Origin of the sequence: Microbacterium sp. (genome assembly GCF_051953575.1) — a bacterium.
Lineage (GTDB): Bacteria > Actinomycetota > Actinomycetes > Actinomycetales > Microbacteriaceae > Microbacterium.
On the sequence record NZ_JBQCIP010000280.1, the window covers coordinates 1 to 19,395 of the forward strand.

The 19,395-nt window shown below is 70.8% G+C and carries 25 protein-coding genes; 9 read left to right on the forward strand and 16 right to left on the reverse strand.

Annotated elements, in window-relative coordinates; genetic code table 11:
- The coding region (locus tag ACTHNQ_RS17465) for a WXG100 family type VII secretion target (RefSeq protein WP_440330563.1) at positions 1-264 on the reverse strand (264 nt) is incomplete at its 3' end.
- 123 nt (positions 265-387) lie between these two features.
- On the opposite strand from ACTHNQ_RS17465, the gene ACTHNQ_RS17470 reads away from it, so the two are divergent.
- Positions 388-1,164, forward strand: coding sequence for an enoyl-CoA hydratase-related protein (locus ACTHNQ_RS17470; protein ID WP_440335222.1), 777 nt, complete (start codon positions 388-390; stop codon positions 1,162-1,164).
- A gap of 9 nt (positions 1,165-1,173) precedes the next feature.
- On the opposite strand, the gene ACTHNQ_RS17475 is transcribed toward ACTHNQ_RS17470, so the two are convergent.
- Positions 1,174-1,710, reverse strand: a complete 537-nt coding sequence (locus ACTHNQ_RS17475) for a MarR family transcriptional regulator (protein ID WP_018173240.1) — start codon at positions 1,708-1,710, stop codon at positions 1,174-1,176.
- 132 nt (positions 1,711-1,842) lie between these two features.
- Between ACTHNQ_RS17475 and ACTHNQ_RS17480 the strand changes: the two genes are divergently transcribed.
- Genes ACTHNQ_RS17480 through ACTHNQ_RS17490 form a run of 3 tightly spaced genes read left to right on the forward strand, consistent with a single transcriptional unit; the run spans position 1,843 to position 5,331 of the window.
- On the forward strand, positions 1,843-2,619 hold the full coding sequence (locus tag ACTHNQ_RS17480) for an electron transfer flavoprotein subunit beta/FixA family protein (protein ID WP_440335223.1): 777 nt from the start codon (positions 1,843-1,845) through the stop codon (positions 2,617-2,619).
- A gap of 13 nt (positions 2,620-2,632) precedes the next feature.
- Complete coding sequence (locus ACTHNQ_RS17485) at positions 2,633-3,598, forward strand: electron transfer flavoprotein subunit alpha/FixB family protein (RefSeq protein WP_440335239.1); 966 nt, start codon at positions 2,633-2,635, stop codon at positions 3,596-3,598.
- Between the two features lie 5 nt (positions 3,599-3,603).
- On the forward strand, positions 3,604-5,331 hold the full coding sequence (locus ACTHNQ_RS17490; RefSeq protein WP_440335224.1) for a cytochrome b/b6 domain-containing protein: 1,728 nt from the start codon (positions 3,604-3,606) through the stop codon (positions 5,329-5,331).
- Positions 5,332-5,343: 12 nt separating this feature from the next.
- Here the strand turns inward: ACTHNQ_RS17490 and ACTHNQ_RS17495 are convergent, their stop codons facing one another.
- From ACTHNQ_RS17495 to ACTHNQ_RS17510, 4 genes are all read right to left on the reverse strand, one after another.
- Positions 5,344-6,030: a pentapeptide repeat-containing protein gene (locus ACTHNQ_RS17495; protein ID WP_440335225.1), complete on the reverse strand. Its 687-nt coding sequence runs from the start codon at positions 6,028-6,030 to the stop codon at positions 5,344-5,346.
- Positions 6,031-6,039: 9 nt separating this feature from the next.
- Positions 6,040-6,870 carry a coenzyme F420-0:L-glutamate ligase gene (gene cofE / locus ACTHNQ_RS17500; protein WP_440335226.1) on the reverse strand — a complete coding sequence of 277 codons (831 nt, stop codon included), beginning with the start codon at positions 6,868-6,870 and terminating at the stop codon, positions 6,040-6,042.
- Between the two features lie 134 nt (positions 6,871-7,004).
- Entirely contained in the window at positions 7,005-7,511 is a 507-nt protein-coding gene (locus tag ACTHNQ_RS17505; RefSeq protein WP_440335227.1) for an N-acetyltransferase family protein, read from the reverse strand.
- 123 nt (positions 7,512-7,634) lie between these two features.
- Positions 7,635-8,105 (reverse strand): GNAT family N-acetyltransferase, encoded by a 471-nt coding sequence (locus ACTHNQ_RS17510; protein ID WP_440335228.1) that lies wholly within the window; start codon positions 8,103-8,105, stop codon positions 7,635-7,637.
- 142 nt (positions 8,106-8,247) lie between these two features.
- Here ACTHNQ_RS17510 and ACTHNQ_RS17515 point away from each other — a divergent pair, with 142 nt between their 5' ends.
- Positions 8,248-8,808 (forward strand): thioesterase family protein, encoded by a 561-nt coding sequence (locus tag ACTHNQ_RS17515; RefSeq protein WP_018173232.1) that lies wholly within the window; start codon positions 8,248-8,250, stop codon positions 8,806-8,808.
- Positions 8,809-8,827: 19 nt separating this feature from the next.
- Here ACTHNQ_RS17515 and ACTHNQ_RS17520 read toward each other — a convergent pair whose 3' ends face one another.
- Complete coding sequence (locus ACTHNQ_RS17520) at positions 8,828-9,139, reverse strand: hypothetical protein (protein ID WP_018173231.1); 312 nt, start codon at positions 9,137-9,139, stop codon at positions 8,828-8,830.
- 62 nt (positions 9,140-9,201) lie between these two features.
- Positions 9,202-9,525, reverse strand: coding sequence for a DUF7882 family protein (locus ACTHNQ_RS17525; RefSeq protein WP_018173230.1), 324 nt, complete (start codon positions 9,523-9,525; stop codon positions 9,202-9,204).
- A 133-nt stretch (positions 9,526-9,658) separates the two neighbouring features.
- Between ACTHNQ_RS17525 and ACTHNQ_RS17530 the strand changes: the two genes are divergently transcribed.
- On the forward strand, positions 9,659-10,447 hold the full coding sequence (locus tag ACTHNQ_RS17530; RefSeq protein ID WP_440335229.1) for an EAL domain-containing protein: 789 nt from the start codon (positions 9,659-9,661) through the stop codon (positions 10,445-10,447).
- A 36-nt stretch (positions 10,448-10,483) separates the two neighbouring features.
- On the opposite strand, the gene ACTHNQ_RS17535 is transcribed toward ACTHNQ_RS17530, so the two are convergent.
- A complete protein-coding gene (locus ACTHNQ_RS17535) occupies positions 10,484-10,741 on the reverse strand; it encodes a hypothetical protein (RefSeq protein WP_018173228.1) in 258 nt (85 codons plus the stop codon).
- A gap of 43 nt (positions 10,742-10,784) precedes the next feature.
- On the opposite strand from ACTHNQ_RS17535, the gene ACTHNQ_RS17540 reads away from it, so the two are divergent.
- A complete protein-coding gene (locus tag ACTHNQ_RS17540) occupies positions 10,785-11,087 on the forward strand; it encodes a DUF7882 family protein (RefSeq protein ID WP_018173227.1) in 303 nt (100 codons plus the stop codon).
- On the opposite strand, the gene ACTHNQ_RS17545 is transcribed toward ACTHNQ_RS17540, so the two are convergent.
- Positions 11,079-13,031 carry a diguanylate cyclase domain-containing protein gene (locus ACTHNQ_RS17545; RefSeq protein WP_440335230.1) on the reverse strand — a complete coding sequence of 651 codons (1,953 nt, stop codon included), beginning with the start codon at positions 13,029-13,031 and terminating at the stop codon, positions 11,079-11,081. The genes ACTHNQ_RS17540 and ACTHNQ_RS17545 overlap by 9 nt on opposite strands.
- 195 nt (positions 13,032-13,226) lie before the next feature.
- Here ACTHNQ_RS17545 and ACTHNQ_RS17550 point away from each other — a divergent pair, with 195 nt between their 5' ends.
- Both ACTHNQ_RS17550 and ACTHNQ_RS17555 read left to right on the forward strand, forming a co-directional pair.
- Positions 13,227-13,787 (forward strand): hypothetical protein, encoded by a 561-nt coding sequence (locus tag ACTHNQ_RS17550; protein ID WP_440335231.1) that lies wholly within the window; start codon positions 13,227-13,229, stop codon positions 13,785-13,787.
- Positions 13,788-13,877: 90 nt separating this feature from the next.
- Positions 13,878-15,158, forward strand: a complete 1,281-nt coding sequence (locus ACTHNQ_RS17555; RefSeq protein ID WP_440335232.1) for a hypothetical protein — start codon at positions 13,878-13,880, stop codon at positions 15,156-15,158.
- Between the two features lie 4 nt (positions 15,159-15,162).
- Here the strand turns inward: ACTHNQ_RS17555 and ACTHNQ_RS17560 are convergent, their stop codons facing one another.
- The 6 genes from ACTHNQ_RS17560 to ACTHNQ_RS17585 form a co-directional block, all read right to left on the reverse strand.
- Positions 15,163-16,098, reverse strand: a complete 936-nt coding sequence (locus ACTHNQ_RS17560; protein ID WP_440335233.1) for an aldo/keto reductase — start codon at positions 16,096-16,098, stop codon at positions 15,163-15,165.
- A 90-nt stretch (positions 16,099-16,188) separates the two neighbouring features.
- Positions 16,189-16,431: a YkvA family protein gene (locus ACTHNQ_RS17565; RefSeq protein ID WP_440335234.1), complete on the reverse strand. Its 243-nt coding sequence runs from the start codon at positions 16,429-16,431 to the stop codon at positions 16,189-16,191.
- An 80-nt stretch (positions 16,432-16,511) separates the two neighbouring features.
- Complete coding sequence (locus tag ACTHNQ_RS17570) at positions 16,512-17,024, reverse strand: hypothetical protein (protein ID WP_440335235.1); 513 nt, start codon at positions 17,022-17,024, stop codon at positions 16,512-16,514.
- The gene (locus ACTHNQ_RS17575; protein ID WP_440335236.1) at positions 17,021-17,617 is read right to left on the reverse strand and encodes a hypothetical protein; all 597 of its coding nucleotides are present in this window, start codon (positions 17,615-17,617) and stop codon (positions 17,021-17,023) included. The genes ACTHNQ_RS17570 and ACTHNQ_RS17575 overlap by 4 nt, the downstream gene beginning before the upstream one ends.
- Positions 17,618-17,621: 4 nt before the next feature.
- A complete protein-coding gene (locus tag ACTHNQ_RS17580; protein WP_440335237.1) occupies positions 17,622-18,287 on the reverse strand; it encodes a hypothetical protein in 666 nt (221 codons plus the stop codon).
- 9 nt (positions 18,288-18,296) lie between these two features.
- A complete protein-coding gene (locus tag ACTHNQ_RS17585) occupies positions 18,297-19,196 on the reverse strand; it encodes a LysR substrate-binding domain-containing protein (RefSeq protein WP_440335238.1) in 900 nt (299 codons plus the stop codon).
- Between the last annotated feature and the right edge of the window lie 199 nt (positions 19,197-19,395).

The following is a 19,395-nucleotide window of genomic DNA, read 5'->3' on the forward strand; positions in this document are numbered from 1 at the left end:
GGTGTCCTTGATCGCCTGCATCATCTTGCGCAGCGACTCACCCATGTCGGAGATGCCCTCGATGGCCTTCTCCAGACCCGTGGTCAGCTCGTTGTACCCCTCACCGAACTTGCCCGACGCGTGCTGCGTCTTGAAGTCGTCACCGAGAAGCCGGTCCACGTCGCTCTTCAGGCGGCGCAGCACGTCGCCGATCTCTTCGCGACCCGAGTCGAGCTTGCCCGCCATCGACTCCATCTCGCCATAAGAAGCCTTGAAATCAGCCATGATCCGTCCCTTTGTCAAAATCCACGGACCCGATCGAGCCCACATGCAGGCTAGCCAACCGACCCCCACCAACCACATGGGGACCATTCCCCATGTGGAAAACTGACACCCCGGAGGACGAAGATGACCGATTACGAAACGATCCTGGTCGATACGCGCGGACGCGTCGGCTGGATCACGCTCAACCGCCCCGAGGCGCTCAACGCGCTCAACACGCAGGTCTGTCGCGAGGTGGTGGCCGCGGCATCCGCGTTCGACGCCGACGAGGGGATCGGCGCGATCGTCGTCACCGGGTCGGAGCGCGCGTTCGCCGCCGGCGCCGACATCAAAGAGATGGAGTCCAAGTCCGGGCTCGACATGCTGCAGGGCGACCACTTCGGCGGCTGGACGCAGTTCGCCGCGGTGCGCACCCCGGTCATCGCGGCCGTCGCCGGCTATGCGCTGGGCGGCGGGTGCGAGCTCGCCATGATGTGCGACATCATCCTGGCCGCCGACACGGCGAAGTTCGGTCAGCCCGAGATCACGCTCGGCGTCATCCCCGGTATGGGCGGTTCGCAGCGCCTCGTGCGCGCGGTCGGGTACTACAAGGCCGCCGACCTGATCCTCACCGGACGGATGATGGATGCCGCAGAGGCCGAGCGCTCGGGGCTCGCCTCGCGCGTGGTGCCCGCGGCCGACCTGCTCGCCGAGGCGCAGAAGATCGCCGAGGGGATCGCGGCCAAGGGGCTTCCGGCGCTGTATGCGGCGAAGGCCGTGCTCGACGGCGCGCTCGAGTCCTCGCTGGCCGAGGGGCTGCGGCTGGAGAAGCATGTCTTCGCGGGCCTGTTCGACACCGCCGACCAGAAGGAGGGCATGGCGGCGTTCCGCGAGAAGCGCACCCCGGACTTCCAGGGCCGCTGAGGGCCGGGCTCAGAGCGGCTCGGGCTGCGGGCGGGGTTCGGTGAAGTCGCCCGAGTCCTTGCGGAAGCGGGCGATGATGCGCACGAGCTCCGTCGTGTCGTCGTCGGTCAGCCCGGGGCTCTCGAACACCTCGGTGTTGAGGGCCGCCGTCGCGCGCTCGACCAGCTCGCGCCCGCTGTCGGTGAGCACGAGCATCGCCGCCCGGCCGTCGTCCGGATGCTGCTCGCGCGAGAGCAGGCCGTCGCGCGTCAGGCGGTCGACGGTGTTCGTGACGCTCGTGGGATGCACCTGCAGGCGCGCGATGGCGCTGGCCATCGGCATCCGTCCCTCCCGGGTGAAGCCGAGCAGCCGCAGCATCTCGTACCGGGCGAACGACAGCCCGAAGGGCTTGAGTGTCGCGTCGATGCGGGCGAACAGCAGCTGCTGGGCGCGGATGATCGAGGTGACGGCGGTCATGCCCGCGGCGGCGGGCTCCCAGCCGTGCGCGATCCACTGTCGCTTGGCCTCGGCGATCGGGTCCACCGCCAGACGCTTCGGTGCTGCCATCACGACCTCCTCCTCCCACCGTACCGGCGAAGAGGCGCGGGAGCGCTGGAACTGAGTGTCACGTCTACTGACACTCAGTGTGACGTCTGCCGATTCTGCCCCTAGACTCTTGCGTAGCGTGAGGAGATCGTGATGAAGATCGTCGTCCTGGTCAAGGAAGTCCCGGATACCTACGGGGATCGCAAGCTCTCGTTGGAGACCGGTCTCGCCGATCGTGCGGCGAGTGAGACGGTGCTCGACGAGATCGGCGAGCGGGCCCTCGAGGTGGCGCTGTCGTACGCCGACAAGACGCCGGGCACCGAGGTCGTCGTGCTGTCGATGACGCCCGAGTCGGCGTCGGCGACGGTGCGCAAGGGCCTCGCGATGGGCGCCGCGTCGGCGGTGCAGGTGGTCGACGACGCCCTGCTGGGCGCCGACCTCGGACTGACCGCCGAGGTGCTCGCCGCCGCGCTGCAGCGCACCGGCTTCGACCTCGTCATCGCCGGCAACCAGTCCACCGACGGCTCGGGCGGGGTGATCCCCGCCATGGTCGCCGAGATCCTCGACGTGCCGTCGGCCACGTACCTGAGCAGCGTCGAGATCGGCGAGACCGAGGTCTCGGGCACCCGCGCCTCGGACGGCGCGACGCTCAGCGTGACGGCATCCCTCCCCGCCGTCGTCTCGATCACCGAGGCGCTGCCCGACGCCCGGTTCCCGAACTTCAAGGGCATCATGGCCGCGAAGAAGAAGCCGTTCGAGACGCTGTCGCTGGCCGACCTCGACCTGGACGCGCACGATCCGGACGCGTCGCGGTCCATCGTCATCGGGCTCAGCGAGAAGCCGCCCCGCGCCGCGGGCGTGAAGATCGTCGACGAGGGCGACGCGGGCGAGAAGCTCGCGGAGTTCCTCATCCAGAACCGGCTCGCGTAAGGGAATGGTTGACATGGGATTCGCTGACGACTCGATCCTGGTGCTGCTCGACACGACTCCGTCCGGCGCGCTGGCGAAGTCCGCGGCCGAGGTGCTCGGCGCCGCCGCATCGGTGGGCACGCCCGTCGCGCTGATCGTGGGGGATGAGGCCCTCGCGAAGGATGCCGCCGCCCTCGGTGCTGCGTCGGTGCTGGTCGCCGCGCCCGGCGAGGGCCTGGGCTCGGGACGGGTGGACGCGCTGACGTCCGCCGCCGACCTGGTGCGCCCGGACGCCGTGCTGGTGTCGAACTCGATCGAAGGCCGCGATGTCGCCGGCCGCTTCGCCGCCCGCAACCGCGCGGGCCTCGCCGTCGACGCCGTCGGGGTCTCGCGCGACGCGGAGGGCGTCGTCGCCCACCACTCCGTGTACGGCGGCGCCTACAACGTCGACTCCGCCGTGACGTGGGGCGCCCCGGTCATCACGATCCGGCAGGGTTCGGTGGATGCCCGGGCCGACGCCGTCGCCGCGCCCGAGGTCGAGACGCTCGACGTGCGGCCCTCGGGGCGTCGCGCGGCGACCGTCACGTCGGTCGACGAGGCCGTGGTGTCGTCGTCGCGACCGGAGCTGCGCGGAGCCGCTCGCGTGGTCTCGGGCGGCCGGGGACTCGGGTCGGGCGATAAGTTCGCGCTGGTCGAGCAGCTCGCCGACGTGCTCGGTGCCGCCGTCGGCGCATCGCGCGCCGCCGTCGACGCGGGGTACGTGCCGCAGTCGTTCCAGGTCGGTCAGACCGGTGTGTCGGTGTCGCCCCAGCTGTATGTCGCGCTCGGCATCTCGGGTGCGATCCAGCACAAGGCCGGAATGCAGACCGCCAAGACGATCGTCGCGATCAACAAGGACGCGGATGCCCCGATCTTCGAGATCGCCGACTTCGGCGTCGTCGGAGACCTCTTCCAGGTGGTGCCGCAGCTGATCGCCGCGCTCGAGGCGAAGAAGGCGTAACCCGTATGGCGACCTTCGGGGGGACTCTGCGACGCGGTCTGCCGCGCACGCCCGGCGGCGAGCCGTGGCCGCCCGCGGGTGCGGCGCCCGGCGGATCCGAGGCGGCGCCGGCGGCCGAGGCAGCTGCGGCGCCGTCGAGTGGGGCGACCGCGGTCGTGGACGCTCCGGCCGACCAGGGTCCCGTAGGGCGCGTGGCCGCGCCCGTCGCCGTTGACTCCGCGGCCGAGGCCACGCCGGATGTCGCCGCGCAGGCGACTTCCTCTGCGAGCGGCGGTGCGGCAGCCGGCCGCAGCGTGCGGCGGGGCCTGCCGCGTGTGCCGGGCGGAGAGCCCTGGCCGCCGGCATCCACGATCGCCGCCGAGGTGGCGGCAGCGGCCGCCTCCGCCGCGCCCGCGCAGCCTGAAGCGTCACCGGCGGCACCCACGGCCGCCGCCGAAGGGGCGGCAGTGGTCGCCACTGCGCCGGTGTCGGCTCCACAGGCGTCACCGTCGACGGCGGGCGCGGCAGGCGGCAAGGCGCTGCGCCGCGGCCTGCCGCGCACACCCGGCGGCGAGCCCTGGCCGCCCGCTGGACTCGCTCCGTCGGTGCCCGCGATGACGGATGCCGCACCCGGCGTGGCCGTCGACGCTCCGGCGCTCTCCGTCACTGAGGCTCCGGCATCCACCGTGGTCGCCGACGCGCCTGCGGTGCCGGTCGCTGAGGTCGCGGCATCCGTCGCCCCCGCCGTCCGCACGACGCCCTCCGGCGTGCCGCTGTCGCAGCCGCTGCCCTACGCGCACACCGTGTGGGAGGGCGCGAACGCCCGGGTGCACCCGATACGCCGTGAGCCGCGTCGGATCGGCCCATTCAGCGGGCGCCAGTGGGGCCTGCTCATCCTGGGCGGCGCAGCCCTGCTGTACGCGGCGGCCATGGCCGTGCTCGCCGTGCGGTGGCTGCTGTCGACCTCGTGGGGCGTCGACTTCCTGGCCGCGTTCCCCGGGGAGTACCACCTGCCCGAGGGGGCGCCGGTCGGCTTCCCGGCGTGGCTCGGGTGGCAGCACTTCTTCAACGTCTTCCTGATGGTGCTCATCATCCGCACCGGGCTCACCGTCCGCACCGAGAAGCGGCCGACCGTGTTCTGGTCGCCGCGCAACAACGGCAAGCGCAAGATCAGCCTTAACCTGTGGTTCCACCAATCGCTCGACATCCTGTGGCTGGTCAACGGGGTGATCTTCGTCGTGCTGCTGTTCGTCACCGGCCAATGGCTGCGCATCGTCCCCACGTCGTGGGAGGTCTTCCCGAACGCGCTGTCGGCGGCGCTGCAGTACGTGTCGCTGGACTGGCCGACCGAAAACGGCTGGGTGAACTACAACTCGCTGCAGCAGCTGGCGTACTTCACGACGGTGTTCATCGCGGCGCCGCTGGCCGCCCTCACCGGTGTGCGCATGTCGGGGATCTGGCCGAAGAACGCCGCCGGGCTCAACAAGGCGTATCCCGTCGAGTGGGCGCGCGCGGTGCACTTCCCCGTGATGCTGTACTTCGTGCTGTTCATCTTCGTGCACGTGGTGCTGGTGTTCGCGACCGGGGCGCTGCGCAACCTGAACCACATGTACGGCGCACAGGACGCGGTCAACTGGGTCGGGTTCTGGATCTTCGCGCTGTCGCTGCTCGTCATCGCCGCCGCCTGGGTCGCCGCACGACCGCTCGTGCTCGCGCCCATCGCCCGCCTGTTCGGCAAGGTCTCGGGCCGCTGACGTCCAGGTCGGTCAGCCCTCGACGGTGATGCCGGCGAGGGCGGCCAATGCCGGCGCCATGAGCTGCAGCTGCTCGATCGAGATGGTCGCGCCCCGCAGACCCTCGAGCCCGACGACCTGACCGAGGTCCGCGCCGCGCAGGTCGACGTCGGTGAGCTTCGCGCCGCTCGCGTTCAGCGTGGCGATGCGGCTGCCGTCGAAGGCGACACGACGGGCCGAGGCATCCATCAGGTCGATCTCATCGATCGTGCAGTCGACGAACGCGACGTCGAGCAGCTCCGCGGCGCGCAGGTTGACGTAGCCGAGCCGGCAGCGGGTGAAGCGGATGCCGCGCCACGACGCGTCGTACACCTCGATCGAGCCGAAGCGGCTGTCGCGCACCTCGACGTCGCGCCAGCCGCTGCGGGCGCCCGAAACCGCGGGCACGTTGGCTCCGGCGACGACGCTCTCGATGACGTGCGCGCCGCGCAGGCTCCACGAGTCCAGCTCGAGTCCTTCGAAGCGGCAGGCCTGGACGGTGTCGCGGCTCGAGAGCGACCAGTCCTCCCGTGCGACACCGGCGTAGGCGACGCCGTCGAAGACGTCGAACGCCTCGGCGTCGCCCGGTGTGAGCGCCGCCAGCACGACCGCTTCGTCGAAGTCGAACGACGGCGGCTGCGTGCCAGCCTTGCCGCGGGTGCTCTTGGTGCGAATCGCCACCCCTGCACCCTAGCCCGCGCTGCCGACACCGCCTTCGTCGAACTGTGGTGCTTCGTCTCGTGCCTCGCTCCGCACGAGTGCCGTCCCCGCAGCGAAACCTTCGGCGTAGGCCTCGTCCGCTCCGAGGCGGAACATGTCGCGCTCGAGCGGGCGCACGATGGAGCGGGCTCCGGGAAGGTCGAGCGGACCCACGAGGTCCGCGCGCCCCCGCACGACGGCGACGGGACGCCGGGCCGCCTTGCCCTTGACCAGGTCTGCCGCGGCGGCGAGCTCATCGCCCACGCACGGCATCGTGACGACGAGCGGGCGGCCCTCGGCGTCCGTTCCGCCCCGCAGGTCTTCGAAGACCTGCACGCCGCCTGCGCCGATCGCATGGTCGGTCTGCCCCTCGCGCCAGGCGCGGCCCAGGGTGTCCGACACGATGACGCCGACCTGCACGCCGAGCCGGGCGCGCAGCCCCGCCGCGATCGACCGGGCCGAGGCATCCGGGTCGACCGGCAGCAGCAGCACCGTGCCCTCGGGGGTGTTGGACGCGTCGACGCCGGCCGCGGCCGACACCATGCCGAGCCGGTTCTCGACGATGCGGGTCGTGAAACCCGACGGGGTCACCCGCGACGCCACCACCCGCACGGTCTCGGCGGTGATGGCGTCCTCGCGGTCGTCAGCGACGACGAAGCGGCCCTCGGCCTTCGACACGATCTTCGAGGTGACCACGACGATGTCGCCGTCCTGCAGCTCGCCGGCCGCGGCATCCGCGATGACGGAGACGAGGTCGGTCCCGGACAGGATCTCGGGGATGCCGTCGAGCGGCCAGACGGTGAGAGCGGTGCGTGGGGGCATGCGACCAGTCTCGCGGATCGGCGGCCGGAGCGGATCGCGGGGATCCGGGATGCCCGGCATCCCTCACTGCGATGTCTCGGCGGAACGACGAAGGGGCGTGCCCGGCGGACCGGACACGCCCCTCGTGCAGAAGGTCAGCGCGTGAAGCGCACCTCGGTGAGCGTCTCGCCGAGGAACGGCTCGGTGTGCGTCGCACCGTCGAGCGTGAACCCGTTGCGCACGTAGAAGCGGTGCGCGCGGGGGTTGTCGTCGGCGACCCACAGGTACAGGTCCTCGCCGGGCTCGACGACGGCGTCGAAGAGCTTCTGGCCGATGCCCGTGCCGTGATACGCGTCGAGCAGGTAGATGAAGTACAGCTCGCGGAACCGCGGCGCGTCCTTGTCGCGCGCCGGGCCGGAACCCGCGAAGCCGACGATCTCGCCGTTCACGAGCGCGGCGAACATCTTGAACTCGGGGCCCTGCGCGGCCCAGTGCGTCCACAGCTCGGCGAGGCGCTTGGGCGAGACCGCTTCGAGGGCGGCCTTGCTGATCAGGTGGTCGTAAGTCTCGTGCCAGCACGTCGCGTGGACGCGCCCGAGGGCCTCGGCGTCGACGTCGCGTACCGGACGGACGACGATGTCGGTCTGGGTTTCGGCTTCCATGGGCGAGACTCTACGCGGCTCGTCGCGAGACGTGAAATCGCGCGAACGGCGCGTGAACGTCGCATGACCGACGGATGCCGATGACGGGATGCCGCGGCGGTGAGGTCGTGCGCCTCCGGGGCGTCAGCGATCGCCGATCTTGACCATGTAGACCAGGTCGACCCCCGCGTGAAGCGGAACGCGCCGGTCGACGACGTAGCCTTCGCGCTCGTACAGCCGGATGTTCGCCTCGCTGAGGTGCCCGGTGAACAGCTCGAAGCGGTCGGCTCCGCTCGCCTCTTCGGCGGCCCGCAGCAGACGTGTGCCGATGCCGCGACCCTGCAGGTCGGGTGCGACCGCCAGGCGGCCGATGTGGGCGAGGTCGCCGTCGACGGTCCAGCGCACCGCACCGATCAGTCGCCCGCCGGACCGCAGGCCCAGCCCCGGGCCCTGCAGTTCGGCCGAGAGCTCGTCGAGCGTCTGCGTGAGCGCGGGCAGGAACGGGTCCCGATAGATCTGCGCCTCGGTCGCGTACGCCGCACGCTGGAGCGTGAGCAGTTCGCCCGCGTCGTGCGCGGTGAGCGGGGCCAGGACGCCTGCGGTCGTGTCGGTCACTCTGACTTGCTACCAGAGCGGGGGCGTCGCGCACAGCGTCGCGTGCCCTCGAACCGCGGACATCGACGGATGCCGCCACCGCTGTTGTAGGAATCGGCAACCGAATCGGCATCGGCCTCGACGATCGCTACGATCGCACTTCGTGAATGTGTGGTGGCGGACCCTTCTGACGATCATGCGCGCGAAGGCGATGCTGCGGCGCAGCGGTCCGATCCCGCCCCGCTCGGTCGGGCGCGTGCGACTGACGACGCTGCCGACCGACATCGACCTGCTGATGCACATGAACAACGGGCGCTACGCGTCGCTGTTCGACCTCGGCCGGTTCGATCTGCTGATCCGCACGGGCCTGTGGGACGCCATGGCCGAACGCGACTGGTACGCCGTCGTGGCGAGCGAGACCGTCACGTTCCGCAAGTCCCTGCAGCTGTGGCAGCGCTTCACGGTCGAATCCCGCCTGTACGGGCACGACGACAAGGCGGTCTACCAGATCCACCGTGCGGTGGTCGGCGGCGAGGTGTACGCCGAGATGATCGTCCGGGCACGGTTCCTGCGCAAGAGCGGCGGGGTCGTGAACACCGAGGAGCTGTTCGCTGCGCTCGGCCGCCCCGACGACCTGCCCCCGCTGCCCGACTGGGTGGCGGATTGGGCGGACGGGGCCGCGCTGCCGTCGACGCGGGCCGCGGCGCCCAGCCTCTGGGACTGAGGGCGTTCCGTCGGGTCGCTCAGCGCAGCATCGCGGTCGCGACGAGCGAGATCGCGGCCACGATGCCGACATTGATGCCGGTGAGCATGAGCACCCAGGCCCGGTTGGGCTCCATCGTCGTCAGGCCGCGGTGGTCGACGGCTTCGATGGCGGCATCCAGCGAGCGGTACCGTCCGAGGGTGCGCCGGCCGCGCCTTGCCACGTAGCGGCCCTCATCGCGATGGACCTCTCCGACCACCATCCCGTTCAGGTCTGCGGTCCACTCACCGCGTTCGGGGCTCGTCCATCGGACGGCCCAGCCGGTGTCCAGATCGTGAACGTGCTGCGTCATGGTTCGACGCTAGATCGCGCCCCTCGCGGGGCGGCGGTCCTTGACAGGATGGTGCAGAAGGGCTATTTCGCGCCCGCGGGCACCGCGGGGCCGTCCGGCTCGGGGACGAGCAGCAGGCCGCCCGGGGAGTTGGCCGACTTCGTCAGCGCTTCGACCCAGGCCGGATTCAGGCGGGGCTGGCGCCCGCCGAAGTACTCGAAGGTGAGCGAGACGCTCGGGCTGAGCCAGATCGACGTGCGCCCGAGCCCGCTGCGTGCCGGGTCGGTCCACGTGAACGGGAACGATTCGCCGCGGCGCAGCTTCGCCCAGATGACGGCCTGCAGGTGCGCCAGGATGCGGTCGTCGAACGAGGTCGTGACGCGGGAGTCGTAAGTGAGCGTGCCCATCGCATCTACAGTAGCCCCGCACCCGGGGAATCCGGGAGCGGCACGACAGGATCCGCCGGGCGCGCCATTATACGCACACGTCCCGCGGTTGTCTGGTGTTGCGACAGTTGCCGCGAATCAACAGGGTGGTCTCATGCTCAGTTCCGCCCAGCTCGCCCGTGATCTGCGCGGAGCCCTCGCCGCCGGGGACCTCTCGATCGCCTTCCAAGGCCAGTACGACCTGGACCCCGCCGCGAGCGACGTGCCTTCGGCAGGCTCTCCGGTCGTCCTGGAAGCCCTCTGCCGCTGGGCGCACCCCGTCCTGGGGGCCGTTCCGCCCGACGTCTTCATCCCCCTCGCGGAGCAGGGGGACTTCCTCGATCAGGTCGATGCGTACGTGTTCTCGCACGCCGCGGCGCGCGTCGCGCAGTGGCGGAACGAGGGCTACGAGGTCGGCCTCGCGGTCAATGCGTCGCCGGCGCACTTCTCGTCGGGCTACGCCGAGGTCGTCATCGCGGGGCTGGACGAGCTGAGCCTGGACCCGCGCGTGGTCACCGTCGAGATCACCGAGGCCCCGTCGCCGCAGCTGCGCCCGCCCATGCTGGCGGCGATCGAGTCGCTGCGAGCCGTCGGGGTGACGATCTCGGTCGACGACTTCGCGGTCGGCGACACGACGGTCGCCATGCTCGAGAGCCTGCCCATCGACGAGGTCAAGATCGACCGCTCGCTCACCCAGCGGGCGGATGCCGCAGCCGAAGAGGCGATCGCCGCCGTGGTGGAGACGAGCGCGAACCACGGCTGGCGGGTGGTCGCCGAGGGTATCGAGACCGTCGAGGACCTCGAGCGCTCCGTGAGCCGAGGCTGTCGGCGAGGGCAGGGGTTCCTGTGGGGAGTTCCACTGGGCGCCGACGCCATGGGCGACCTGCTGCGTCAGCGCAACTGAATCGCGCAGACCCTGAGAGTCGCCGGCCCGTCGGCGTCAGAGGTCGTAGTCGGCGTTGTCTTCGCCAGGATCCTCGGCCGGCGCGCTCGCGTCGCCGACCTCGAACTGGGACCAGGTCACCGGCATCCCCGGCGAGAAGAGGATGTCGACGCCCGGGCCGCCTCGCAGCGGCGGGACGTTCACGTAGCCGCCGCCTGCCTTGATCGCCTCGAGGATCTTCCCCTTGAGCTCCGTGACCGGGTCAGGAAGGAAGTAGTCGCGTCCATCCACAGTGAGTCGGTTCACGATCGCCATGCCGTCCAGCGTAGCGCGGGCCCGAGACCCGTAGGATCAGGGTGTGGGCACACTTCACTACGGCTCGCCCTCTGCGGCGTTCACCATCGACGACCGGACGCTGGCTCACATCGAGCTCGTCATCCTGGCGAAGCTTCGCCGACGCGAGAACCTGTCGTTCGCGATCGTCGACGAGAAGACGTCTGCGCGGCAGTCGATGTGGATCTCTCCCGTGACCCAGCTGCGCTTCGAGTACGACGGGCCCATGCCCGAGATCAACAGGCTCTGGCTGCACGAGCTCGTCGACACCGCCAACTCGTCCGGCGGCCTGCGGATCGTCCCCGAGCCGGAACTCACCTCACACTGACGTGCGGCCGCCGCCGTCGCGCTTCGCGCGGTACATGGCGGCATCCGCGGCATCCAGCAGATCCCGGGGCGAGACGCCGCGTCCCGCAGCGACGACGCCCGCCGAAGCGTTGACGCTGATCACGGTGTCGCGCACCACGATCGGCTCGCGGAGCACCCCGATCGCGCGGCCAGCCACAGCGGCCGCCTCTTCGGCTCCGGCATCGATGCACACGATGACGAACTCGTCGCCGCCCAGCCGCACCACCACGTCCGAGGTGCGGGCCACGCCGCTCAGCCGCTTGCCGACATTCGCCAGCACCGCATCGCCCACCTCGTGACCGTGGGTGTCGTTGACGAGCTTGAAGTCGTCGAGGTCGAGGAACACCACCGCGATCGCCTTGCCTGAGTCGTCGAGCAGCTCCTGGAGCTGCTCGTCGAGGAATCGGCGGTTGTGCAGCCCGGTGAGTGCGTCCCGCAGCGCGAGTTCGGCGAGCTCGGCCTGCGTGCGTGCGACGATGGCGGCCCGGATGTCTTCCCCGAGGTCGTACGCGTCCTGGGCGTGCTCGCCCCACGGGAGGCTCCGGCCGGTGACACTCTCGCGCCATGCCGAGAACGAGCGCCGCGGTGAGAGCGCAGTGTCACGGTTGCCCGGCCGCTGATCGCCGAGCCAGTCCACCGTGCGGGCCACCTCGCTGCGGACGAAGACCAGAGCGTCGCCGTCGCCTCCCAGCGGCACCACGAGCAGTCCGGTGACTCCCGGGATCTCGATCGCCAGCTCCGGGTGCTCCAGGGGCAGTGCCTCCCACATGTAGCGCCCCGCGCCGAGTTCGTCCACGACCGTGAACAGGCGGTCCGGCGCCGGGACGAGGCCGACAGTGGTCACCGTGCCGTCGAGGCGCAGCAGGGCCCCGTCCGCGGGGATGACATCGAGGACCGTGCGCGGCCCGCTCATCAGCACCGAGGCGACTTCGGACCTGCCGTAGATCGGTGCGGTGAGTGCGATGCGCCGTTCGCGAACCTCCAGCTGCCGGCGCAGCCGGCGGATCTGCTCGGACGCGGTGAGCTGCGTGGACACGTGCGTCGCCAGCACCTCGAGCGCGCGCCGCAGCAGCACCGGCAGGCGCCGGGTGGTGCGGTGCGCGCAGGTGAACATGCCCACGAGCCGGTCGCCCTCGACGATGCTGATGGACACCGTGGAGGCCTGCCCCATGTTGCGCATGAACTGCAGGTGGTGCGGCGACGCCGAACGCAGCTCGGACGGACCGAGATCCACGGGCGCGTCCTCGGGCAGCAGGGTCCGGATCGCCAGACCCGGGTCCTCGGTGTCGGCGATCACCCGGGACCGCTTCTCGATGTACAGGGCCCGTGCCTGCACCGGGATGTCCGACGCCGGGAAATGCAGCCCGAAGTACGGCTCCATGTCGGGCTCTCGCTCATCGGCGACCACCTGCCCGTGACCGTCGTCATGGAACTGGTAGCACATGACCCGGTCGTAACCTGTGACGGCCTTGATCTCGCGCGCCGCCTGGAGGCGCAGCTCATCGGGATCCGAGATGTTCGCGAGCCGCTGGATGGCCCCCACCACTCCAGTGCGCTCGTAGTCGAGGCCCGGCATCACGGGTTCGAACTCCAGCAGCTTCGGAGAGGTCCCGGGATGCGGGATGACGTCGTACATCACACCCTCGAACTCGGTGCGCACGGGGTCGACCGCGAGACCGTGGTCGATCGCCCACGAGAGCGTCCTGTCGCCGGTCTCCCGCAGATCGCGGCCGAGCCAGTGCTCTACGTTCTCGCTGGCCACGACGACGCGACCGGTCTGCTCATCGATGCCGAACAGCGCTCCATGCGATTGGATGCGGCCGATCAGGCGGATCGGTTCGGTTGCGCACTCCCTCAGCCGCAGCAGCTCTGCGTCATCGCGGGAGGGATCGCCATCGAAGGCGAGGCGAGGGGCGTCAGTCAACGGGGGGCCTTCCTGGCGCGGGGACGGGGTCTGCGCCGGCGAGCCCCCTCAATCCTAATCCCCGCCCCCGAGACACTGCACGCGCGCTAGCGCAACGGCGTTCCCGGCGCAACCGGTTGTACGGCGCGGACAGATGGCGATTGCCTGGCTGCGGTGGCGCCGGTACCCCCTCCGGCGCCGGAGGGAGAAGAGGCCGTGGATACGACGACTCTCATCTGGATCATCGTCGGCATCGCGATCGTGCTCGTGATCGTGATCGTCGCGCTCGTGCTGACCGCTCGGGGCCGTCGCAAGCGCCGGCTCGACCATCAGCACGACCGGGCCGAGCGCATGCGCGCCGAGGCGCGGGAGACTGAGCTCGCCGCTCGCGAGCACGAGGCGCAGGCGGCTCGGGCCCAGGCCGACGCGGCTGCAGCGAACGCCGCCGCAGAGGCGGCGAAGGCTCGCGCGGCGGAAGCGGCGATCGACGCGGAACGTCGGGCCGGGACCATCGACGAGCATCGCGAGGAGGCGACGGGGCTTCGCGAGCGACAGTCCGAGACACTGCGCAAGGCCGACGCCGTGGATCCGTACGTCGATGGCGACGGTGCGGCGGCGAGCGGCGTCGAGGGCGAGCGTGCGGCGCCTTCGCCGGCGAACGACGTCGACGGTCATGACGTGCGCATCACCCGTGACGCCCCCGCGGACGCGCGGACCCGCGACGAGATCGCCGACGACGAGGTGACCCGCCCGCCGACGCGCGCGGATCGGCCCTGACCGCGGTCGTGCCGCGGCCGGGGCCCCGCGGCGCGACCGCTCATCTTCGCAAGTCGGGGGCGAGGCGCGGCGCCCGCTAGCGTAAAGCGGGTGACCGACGTGCTCGACGTGCTGCGCACCGCCGGCCGCCTGCTGTGGCGGCACTGGCCGGTGCTGCTGGCGCTGTACCTCGGCGCGATCCTGGCGCGGTACGGCGTCATCGAGTTCGCCGGGTGGGTCGGCTCGTACAGCGCCGTCGCCGGTTCGCTGCTGCTGCCGATCGCGATCCTGGTGCGACTGGTCGCGCTCGTCGCGATGTTCCTCGTGCTGCGCGACGGCATGCGCCAGCTGCGCGCGATCGCCCCGCTGCCCGTCGACGGCCGGGCGCGCCGCCGTGAGTTCGTCGACGCACTGATGGCCGGCATCCTGCCGTTCTTCGCGTTCTATGCCGCGTGGGGCTACCTGCGCGAAGATGCCGTGGCGTACTCGTCGCGGGTGCTGGAGCTGAGCACCGGACGCAGGATCGCCGCGGAGCTGACCGGATCGGAGGCCCCCGGCGACGGTCTCGCCGGTGACCTCACCGTCACCCCGCTGACGATCGCGATCGTCGTCGTCGCCTTCGCGCTGCGCTGGCTGCTCAAGCGCTACCGTGAACGACTGCCGCGGTGGTTCGGCATCTTCGCCGCCTACCTCGAAGCGGTGTGGGTCTACTTCGCCGCCGTCGTGATCTCGGCGATCGTCGGCACCGTCACCGCCTGGGTATCGACCCGCCAGGCGATGGTGTGGCTCGGCGACCTCCGTTCCGCCATCGAGGGCGTCTTCGTGCCGCTCGGATGGCTCTGGGCGGCGACGGAGTGGGTGCTGGGCGAGGCCGGCGGCATCATCCTGCTCCCCGTGGCGTGGCTCACGATCGCCGGCGTGCTCTACGGGCAGGCCGTCCAGCCCGAGGCGGTGCCGATCGAGCGCCTCGGCGGCGACGTCGGGCGCCGCATCCGCACGCGCTACCGGACGCTGCCGGGCCGGCTCCGCGCGCGCCTCGGCGATCTGTGGGGCGAGCTCGTCAGCCGGTTCACACCCATCGGCAACGCGCTCGTGCTGATGTGGCGCGCAGGCCCCGTGCTGATCGGCGGCTTCGTGCTGCTCTACACCCTGCTGCTGGGAATGCAGGGCGTGCTCGAGATGGTCATCCCGCGTGCGTTCGGTCCGCAGGACCTCGACGGCTTCTGGTACATCAACGACCAGCTGATCTTCCTGATCGCGCCGGTGCTCATCGAGCCCGTGCGCATCGCCCTGGTCGCCGGCGGCTACGACGGGGTCATCGGACGCCTGCGGGGGCGCCGAGCCGACGCGCTCGCCGCCTCCGCGCCTGCGGGAGCGACGAGCGCGCCGTAGCGGTTCAGGGCACGATGTGTCCGGCGGCGCGGAACAGCTCGTACCACTCCGCACGTGTGAGCGGGATGTCGGAGCCCAGGGCCGCATGTGCCACGCGCTCGGGCGTGGTGGTGCCGAGCACCACCTGCATGTGCGCGGGGTGCCGGGTGATCCACGCGACGGCGATCGCGATCGGCGGCACGTCGTACGCGGCGGCGAGCCGGTCGATGACCGCGTTGAGCTCGGGGTAGTCCGGCGAGCCGAGGAACACGCCGGTGAAGAACCCGGCCTGGAAGGGCGACCAGGCCTGCACCGCCATGTCGTGCAGGCGGCAGTAGTCGATGATCCCGCCGCCGTCGAGCGTGACGGACTGCCCCTCGGCCTGCATGTTCGCCGCGACGCCCTGCGCGATGGTCGGCGAGTGGGTGATCGACAGCTGCAGCTGGTTGGCCACGAGCGGCTGACGCACGGACTTCTTGAGCAGATCGATCTGTCGAGGGGTGTGGTTCGAGACGCCGAATGCCCGCACCTTGCCCGCGGCCTCGAGGTCGTCGAAGGCGCGGGCGACCTCGTCGGGCTCGACGAGGGCGTCCGGCCGGTGCAGCAGCAGGATGTCGATGTAGTCCGTGTCGAGGGCCCGCAGCGAGCCCTCGACGGAGGCGGTGAGGTGCTCGTACGAGAAGTCGAAGTAACCGCCGCTGGGCACGATGCCCGCCTTGGTCTGGATGGTGACCTCGGCGCGCTCGGCGGGCGAGAAGCGCATCGCCTCGGCGAAGCGCCGCTCGCAGCCGTGCAGGTCGTCGCCATAGATGTCGGCGTGATCGAAGAAGTCGATCCCGGCGTCCCGGGCGGTGCGGACGAGCGTGCGCACGGCACCGTCGTCGAGGTCCTGGATCCGCATCAGTCCGAGCACCATGTTGGGCGCCGGTCGGTCGATGCCGGTCAGTTCGATGGTCTTCATGGGCCGCTCCCGGGTCGAGCCGCGGGGACCGGCCGGATGCGACCGGCTCCCCTCAGCGCGCTCCACGTTAGCGGAGGGCGAAGCCCGGGATCAGGTGGCTGCGGTGCGCGCCTGGAGCCGGCTGTGCCACCGGTGGTGCTCGCGCAGCAGGAGCACACCGAGGATGCTCCAGACGCCGATGTCGTCGGCGAATCCGAGGGGTCCGAGGACGAGTTCGGGGATCAGATCGATCGGCGAGACGGCGTAGACGACGGCGGCCGTCGCCGCGACCCACGTCGACGCTGCGACGCGATGCTCACCGTGCGTGAGCGCCTTGAGGAAGCTCCACCACATGCGTCCAGTGTGCGTCCGGACCGCACGAAGTGGATCGGGCGGTATCAAGTCGTGACCTTGGAATATGCCGAGAGCGCGGCTCACGGGTCGACGACGGCGCGCACGAACTCAGGCCAGCCGGCGACGGACTTCAGCTCGACGACGAACGGGCCCGCGGCGTCCGCGGGTACCAGATAGTCCATGAGGAGTTCGTAGGACGATTCGGCCTCGGAGTCGCAGAACGTGTGGCGGTCGGGGTCCCATTCCCGGCCGAGATCCTCGCGCAGGTCCCACTGACGCTGGTGCCCGCCGATCTCGCGAAGTTCCGGCTTGGTGCACTGCAGAGGGTCGGAGCCAGGGTCGATGTGCAGCGTGACCGTGACGACACGCGCGCCCTCGGGAGCATCCGGCAGCTCCGTGAAGTCGGCCGATGCCGGGCCCACCGTCGCCCCTGCGTACTCGGCGTGGTCGCCGGGTTCGACGGTGATCGCCTGGCTCGCGCTGTTCTGCAGCACGGCCGACCACTCGTTCCACGTCACCGCGGCATAGGTCGCGGGCACCAGCACCATGAGCGCCCCGAGGGCAACCGCGTTCGAACGCCACCATCCGGTCACGGGTGCGCCCATCCTGTCGTCAGCAGCTCGGTCTGTTCCTCCGTGGGCACTTCACCCAGGTCGAAGGTGAGGACGATCATCGAGTCCAGAGCAGGATCACTGTTGAGCGCGAGCTCGATCCTCCCGGCTCCGCTGTCGAGACCGTCAGGCAGTTCGAACGCCAGGCTTCCCTTGATCGGGATGCCGACCGCAAGGTCTCCGTTCTCGGCGAGCGAGTCGGGTCGATCGCTTGCGCTGAACAGGGTGCCGTCGACCCGAAGATCGGTGTGGTGGAGGCGCGCGCCGGACTCCGCCAGCACTGCCTCGGCTTCGAGATCAACGACGAGCCAGTTGCCCTCCGCCGTCCATCCGCTCGCGCTCACCTCGGACGCGCGCCGGATGTCGGTCACGGTGACGACGAGGTTCCGACCCACCGCGGGTTCGCCGATGACGGCGGGCACCTCGAAAGGCGCCTGGGCCTGCTCCTCGCCGGGCGTCACGAGAGCCACGAGCCATGCGGCGACGATGCACGCGATTCCGATCGTCCACGACGCCCATGGCGGAAGGCGTCGGGCAGCGGGTGCGGGAGCGACCGACCCGGCTGTGATGAGCACGGGCTCAGCCTTCATCGTCGGACTCCGCATCGACGCCCGCTCCGACGTCCGTCAGCGTGACCGTGAGCGTCGCAGAGGCGATCGGCTCCTGCCAGTAGGTCCCCCTCGCGACGAATGAGGCCGTGTAGAGCGACAAGTCGTTGAGCGTCACGGTGAGGGTGTCGCCGGCGGTGTAATCACGCGCGTCGACAGCCCAGGTATAGACCAATTGAGCGGGGACGCCGGGCTGCAGCCGCGGGTCGAGCGTCGCATCGTCCATGCGGGCGGCGGACGACGGGATGCCCAGATCAGCGACGTCGAACGACGCCGCGATGCCGTTCTGGTCGTCGATCGACCCGAGCGGCTCGTCCCACCTGTTCTCCACGTCGACCACGATCGCGAGCACCCGCTCACGCTTCTCGGGGAACGTCCCCGACCCGGGCAGCTCATCGATGAGCACGGCGCGTTCGACAGTGAGCGACCGCATGTCGTTGACGTGCGCCGTGCCCGGTTCGAGCTGCGCCAGAGGGGGCTCCGCAGCGGTCGCCAGCCCGCCGAACGCGGCCGTCGCCGCCAGGAACAGACCGGTTCCGATCGCGGCGAACCATGCCGTCGGCACCCGGTCGCTCGCCGCGCGGATCCACGTGAAGCGGCTCTTCCGCACGGGGGCTGCGGGCGGCTGCTCAGACACCAGCCCAGCCTAGGGGGCGGGATCGCCGTGGGTGAGGGCGAACGCGTCGCGCAGCGCGCGGCGCACCTCGGCGATGCCGGCGCGCCCGCGGGAGGCCGTCCGCTGCGCCACGAAGACCTCGCGCGCGGGCCGCCCGGGCAGGTCGAGCAGCCGCACCGGCGCCGGAGCGCCGGCCCACAGCAGATCGGGCAGCACGGCGACCGCGTGCCCTGCGGCGACGAGCCGTGCGTGCGCGGTGAGGTCGGCGAGTTCGAACCTCACGTCGGGTTCGAATCCGGCGGCGCGGCACTGCTGCACCGCCCACTGCCGTGCGGCGGTGCCGGCGGGCTCCATGGCCCATGACCGCTCGGCCAGTTCGTCGATGGCGAGTGCCGGGTCTGCAGTCCCGACCGCCAGCCGGATCGGGTCGGTGCCCAGCACCTCGCGCTCGAGCCCGCCGACGTGGGCCCGCGTGTGCCCGGGGTACTGCTCGGCGATGACGAGGTCGACGCCGCGTGCGGTCAGTTCGAACAGTCCCTCTTCGGGCGGCAGCTGGACGAGTTCGACCCGCAGCCCGGGCGCACGGTCCGCGAGCATCCCGAGCGCGGCCGGCAGCAGAGCGAGGGTCGCCGTCTGCATCACGGCGACCCTCACCGGCGCGAGCCCGGGCGCAAGGGACTCCAGCTCCCCCCGGGCCTGCTCGTCGAGGTCGAGCGCGCGGGCGGCGTGCGCGGCCAGCACCCGCCCGTGCTCGGTGAGGCGAACCCGTCGGCCGTCCGGCGCGAGCAGGGCGACGCCGGCCTCCTTCTCGAGCAGCGCGAGCTGCTGCGAGATCGTCGACGGGCTGTACGACAGGGCGTCCGCGACGGCGGCGAGCGTGCCGCGCAACGCGAGCTCGTGCAGCAGCCTGAGTCGGCGGAGTTCGAACACCGGCATCCCATCGACAGAATCGAACGATACAGATCATAGATGGTCGCTTTTCATGAATGAATGGATGCCGCACCCTTGACCTCATGGCACATGTCGAGCCGATCGCGCACGAAGAGGTGCAGGCTGGAGTCACACACGTGAACGCAGAGGTGAACGAAGAAGTGAGCGAAGTGCGCAGGGATCCCGAGACCGAGCGCCG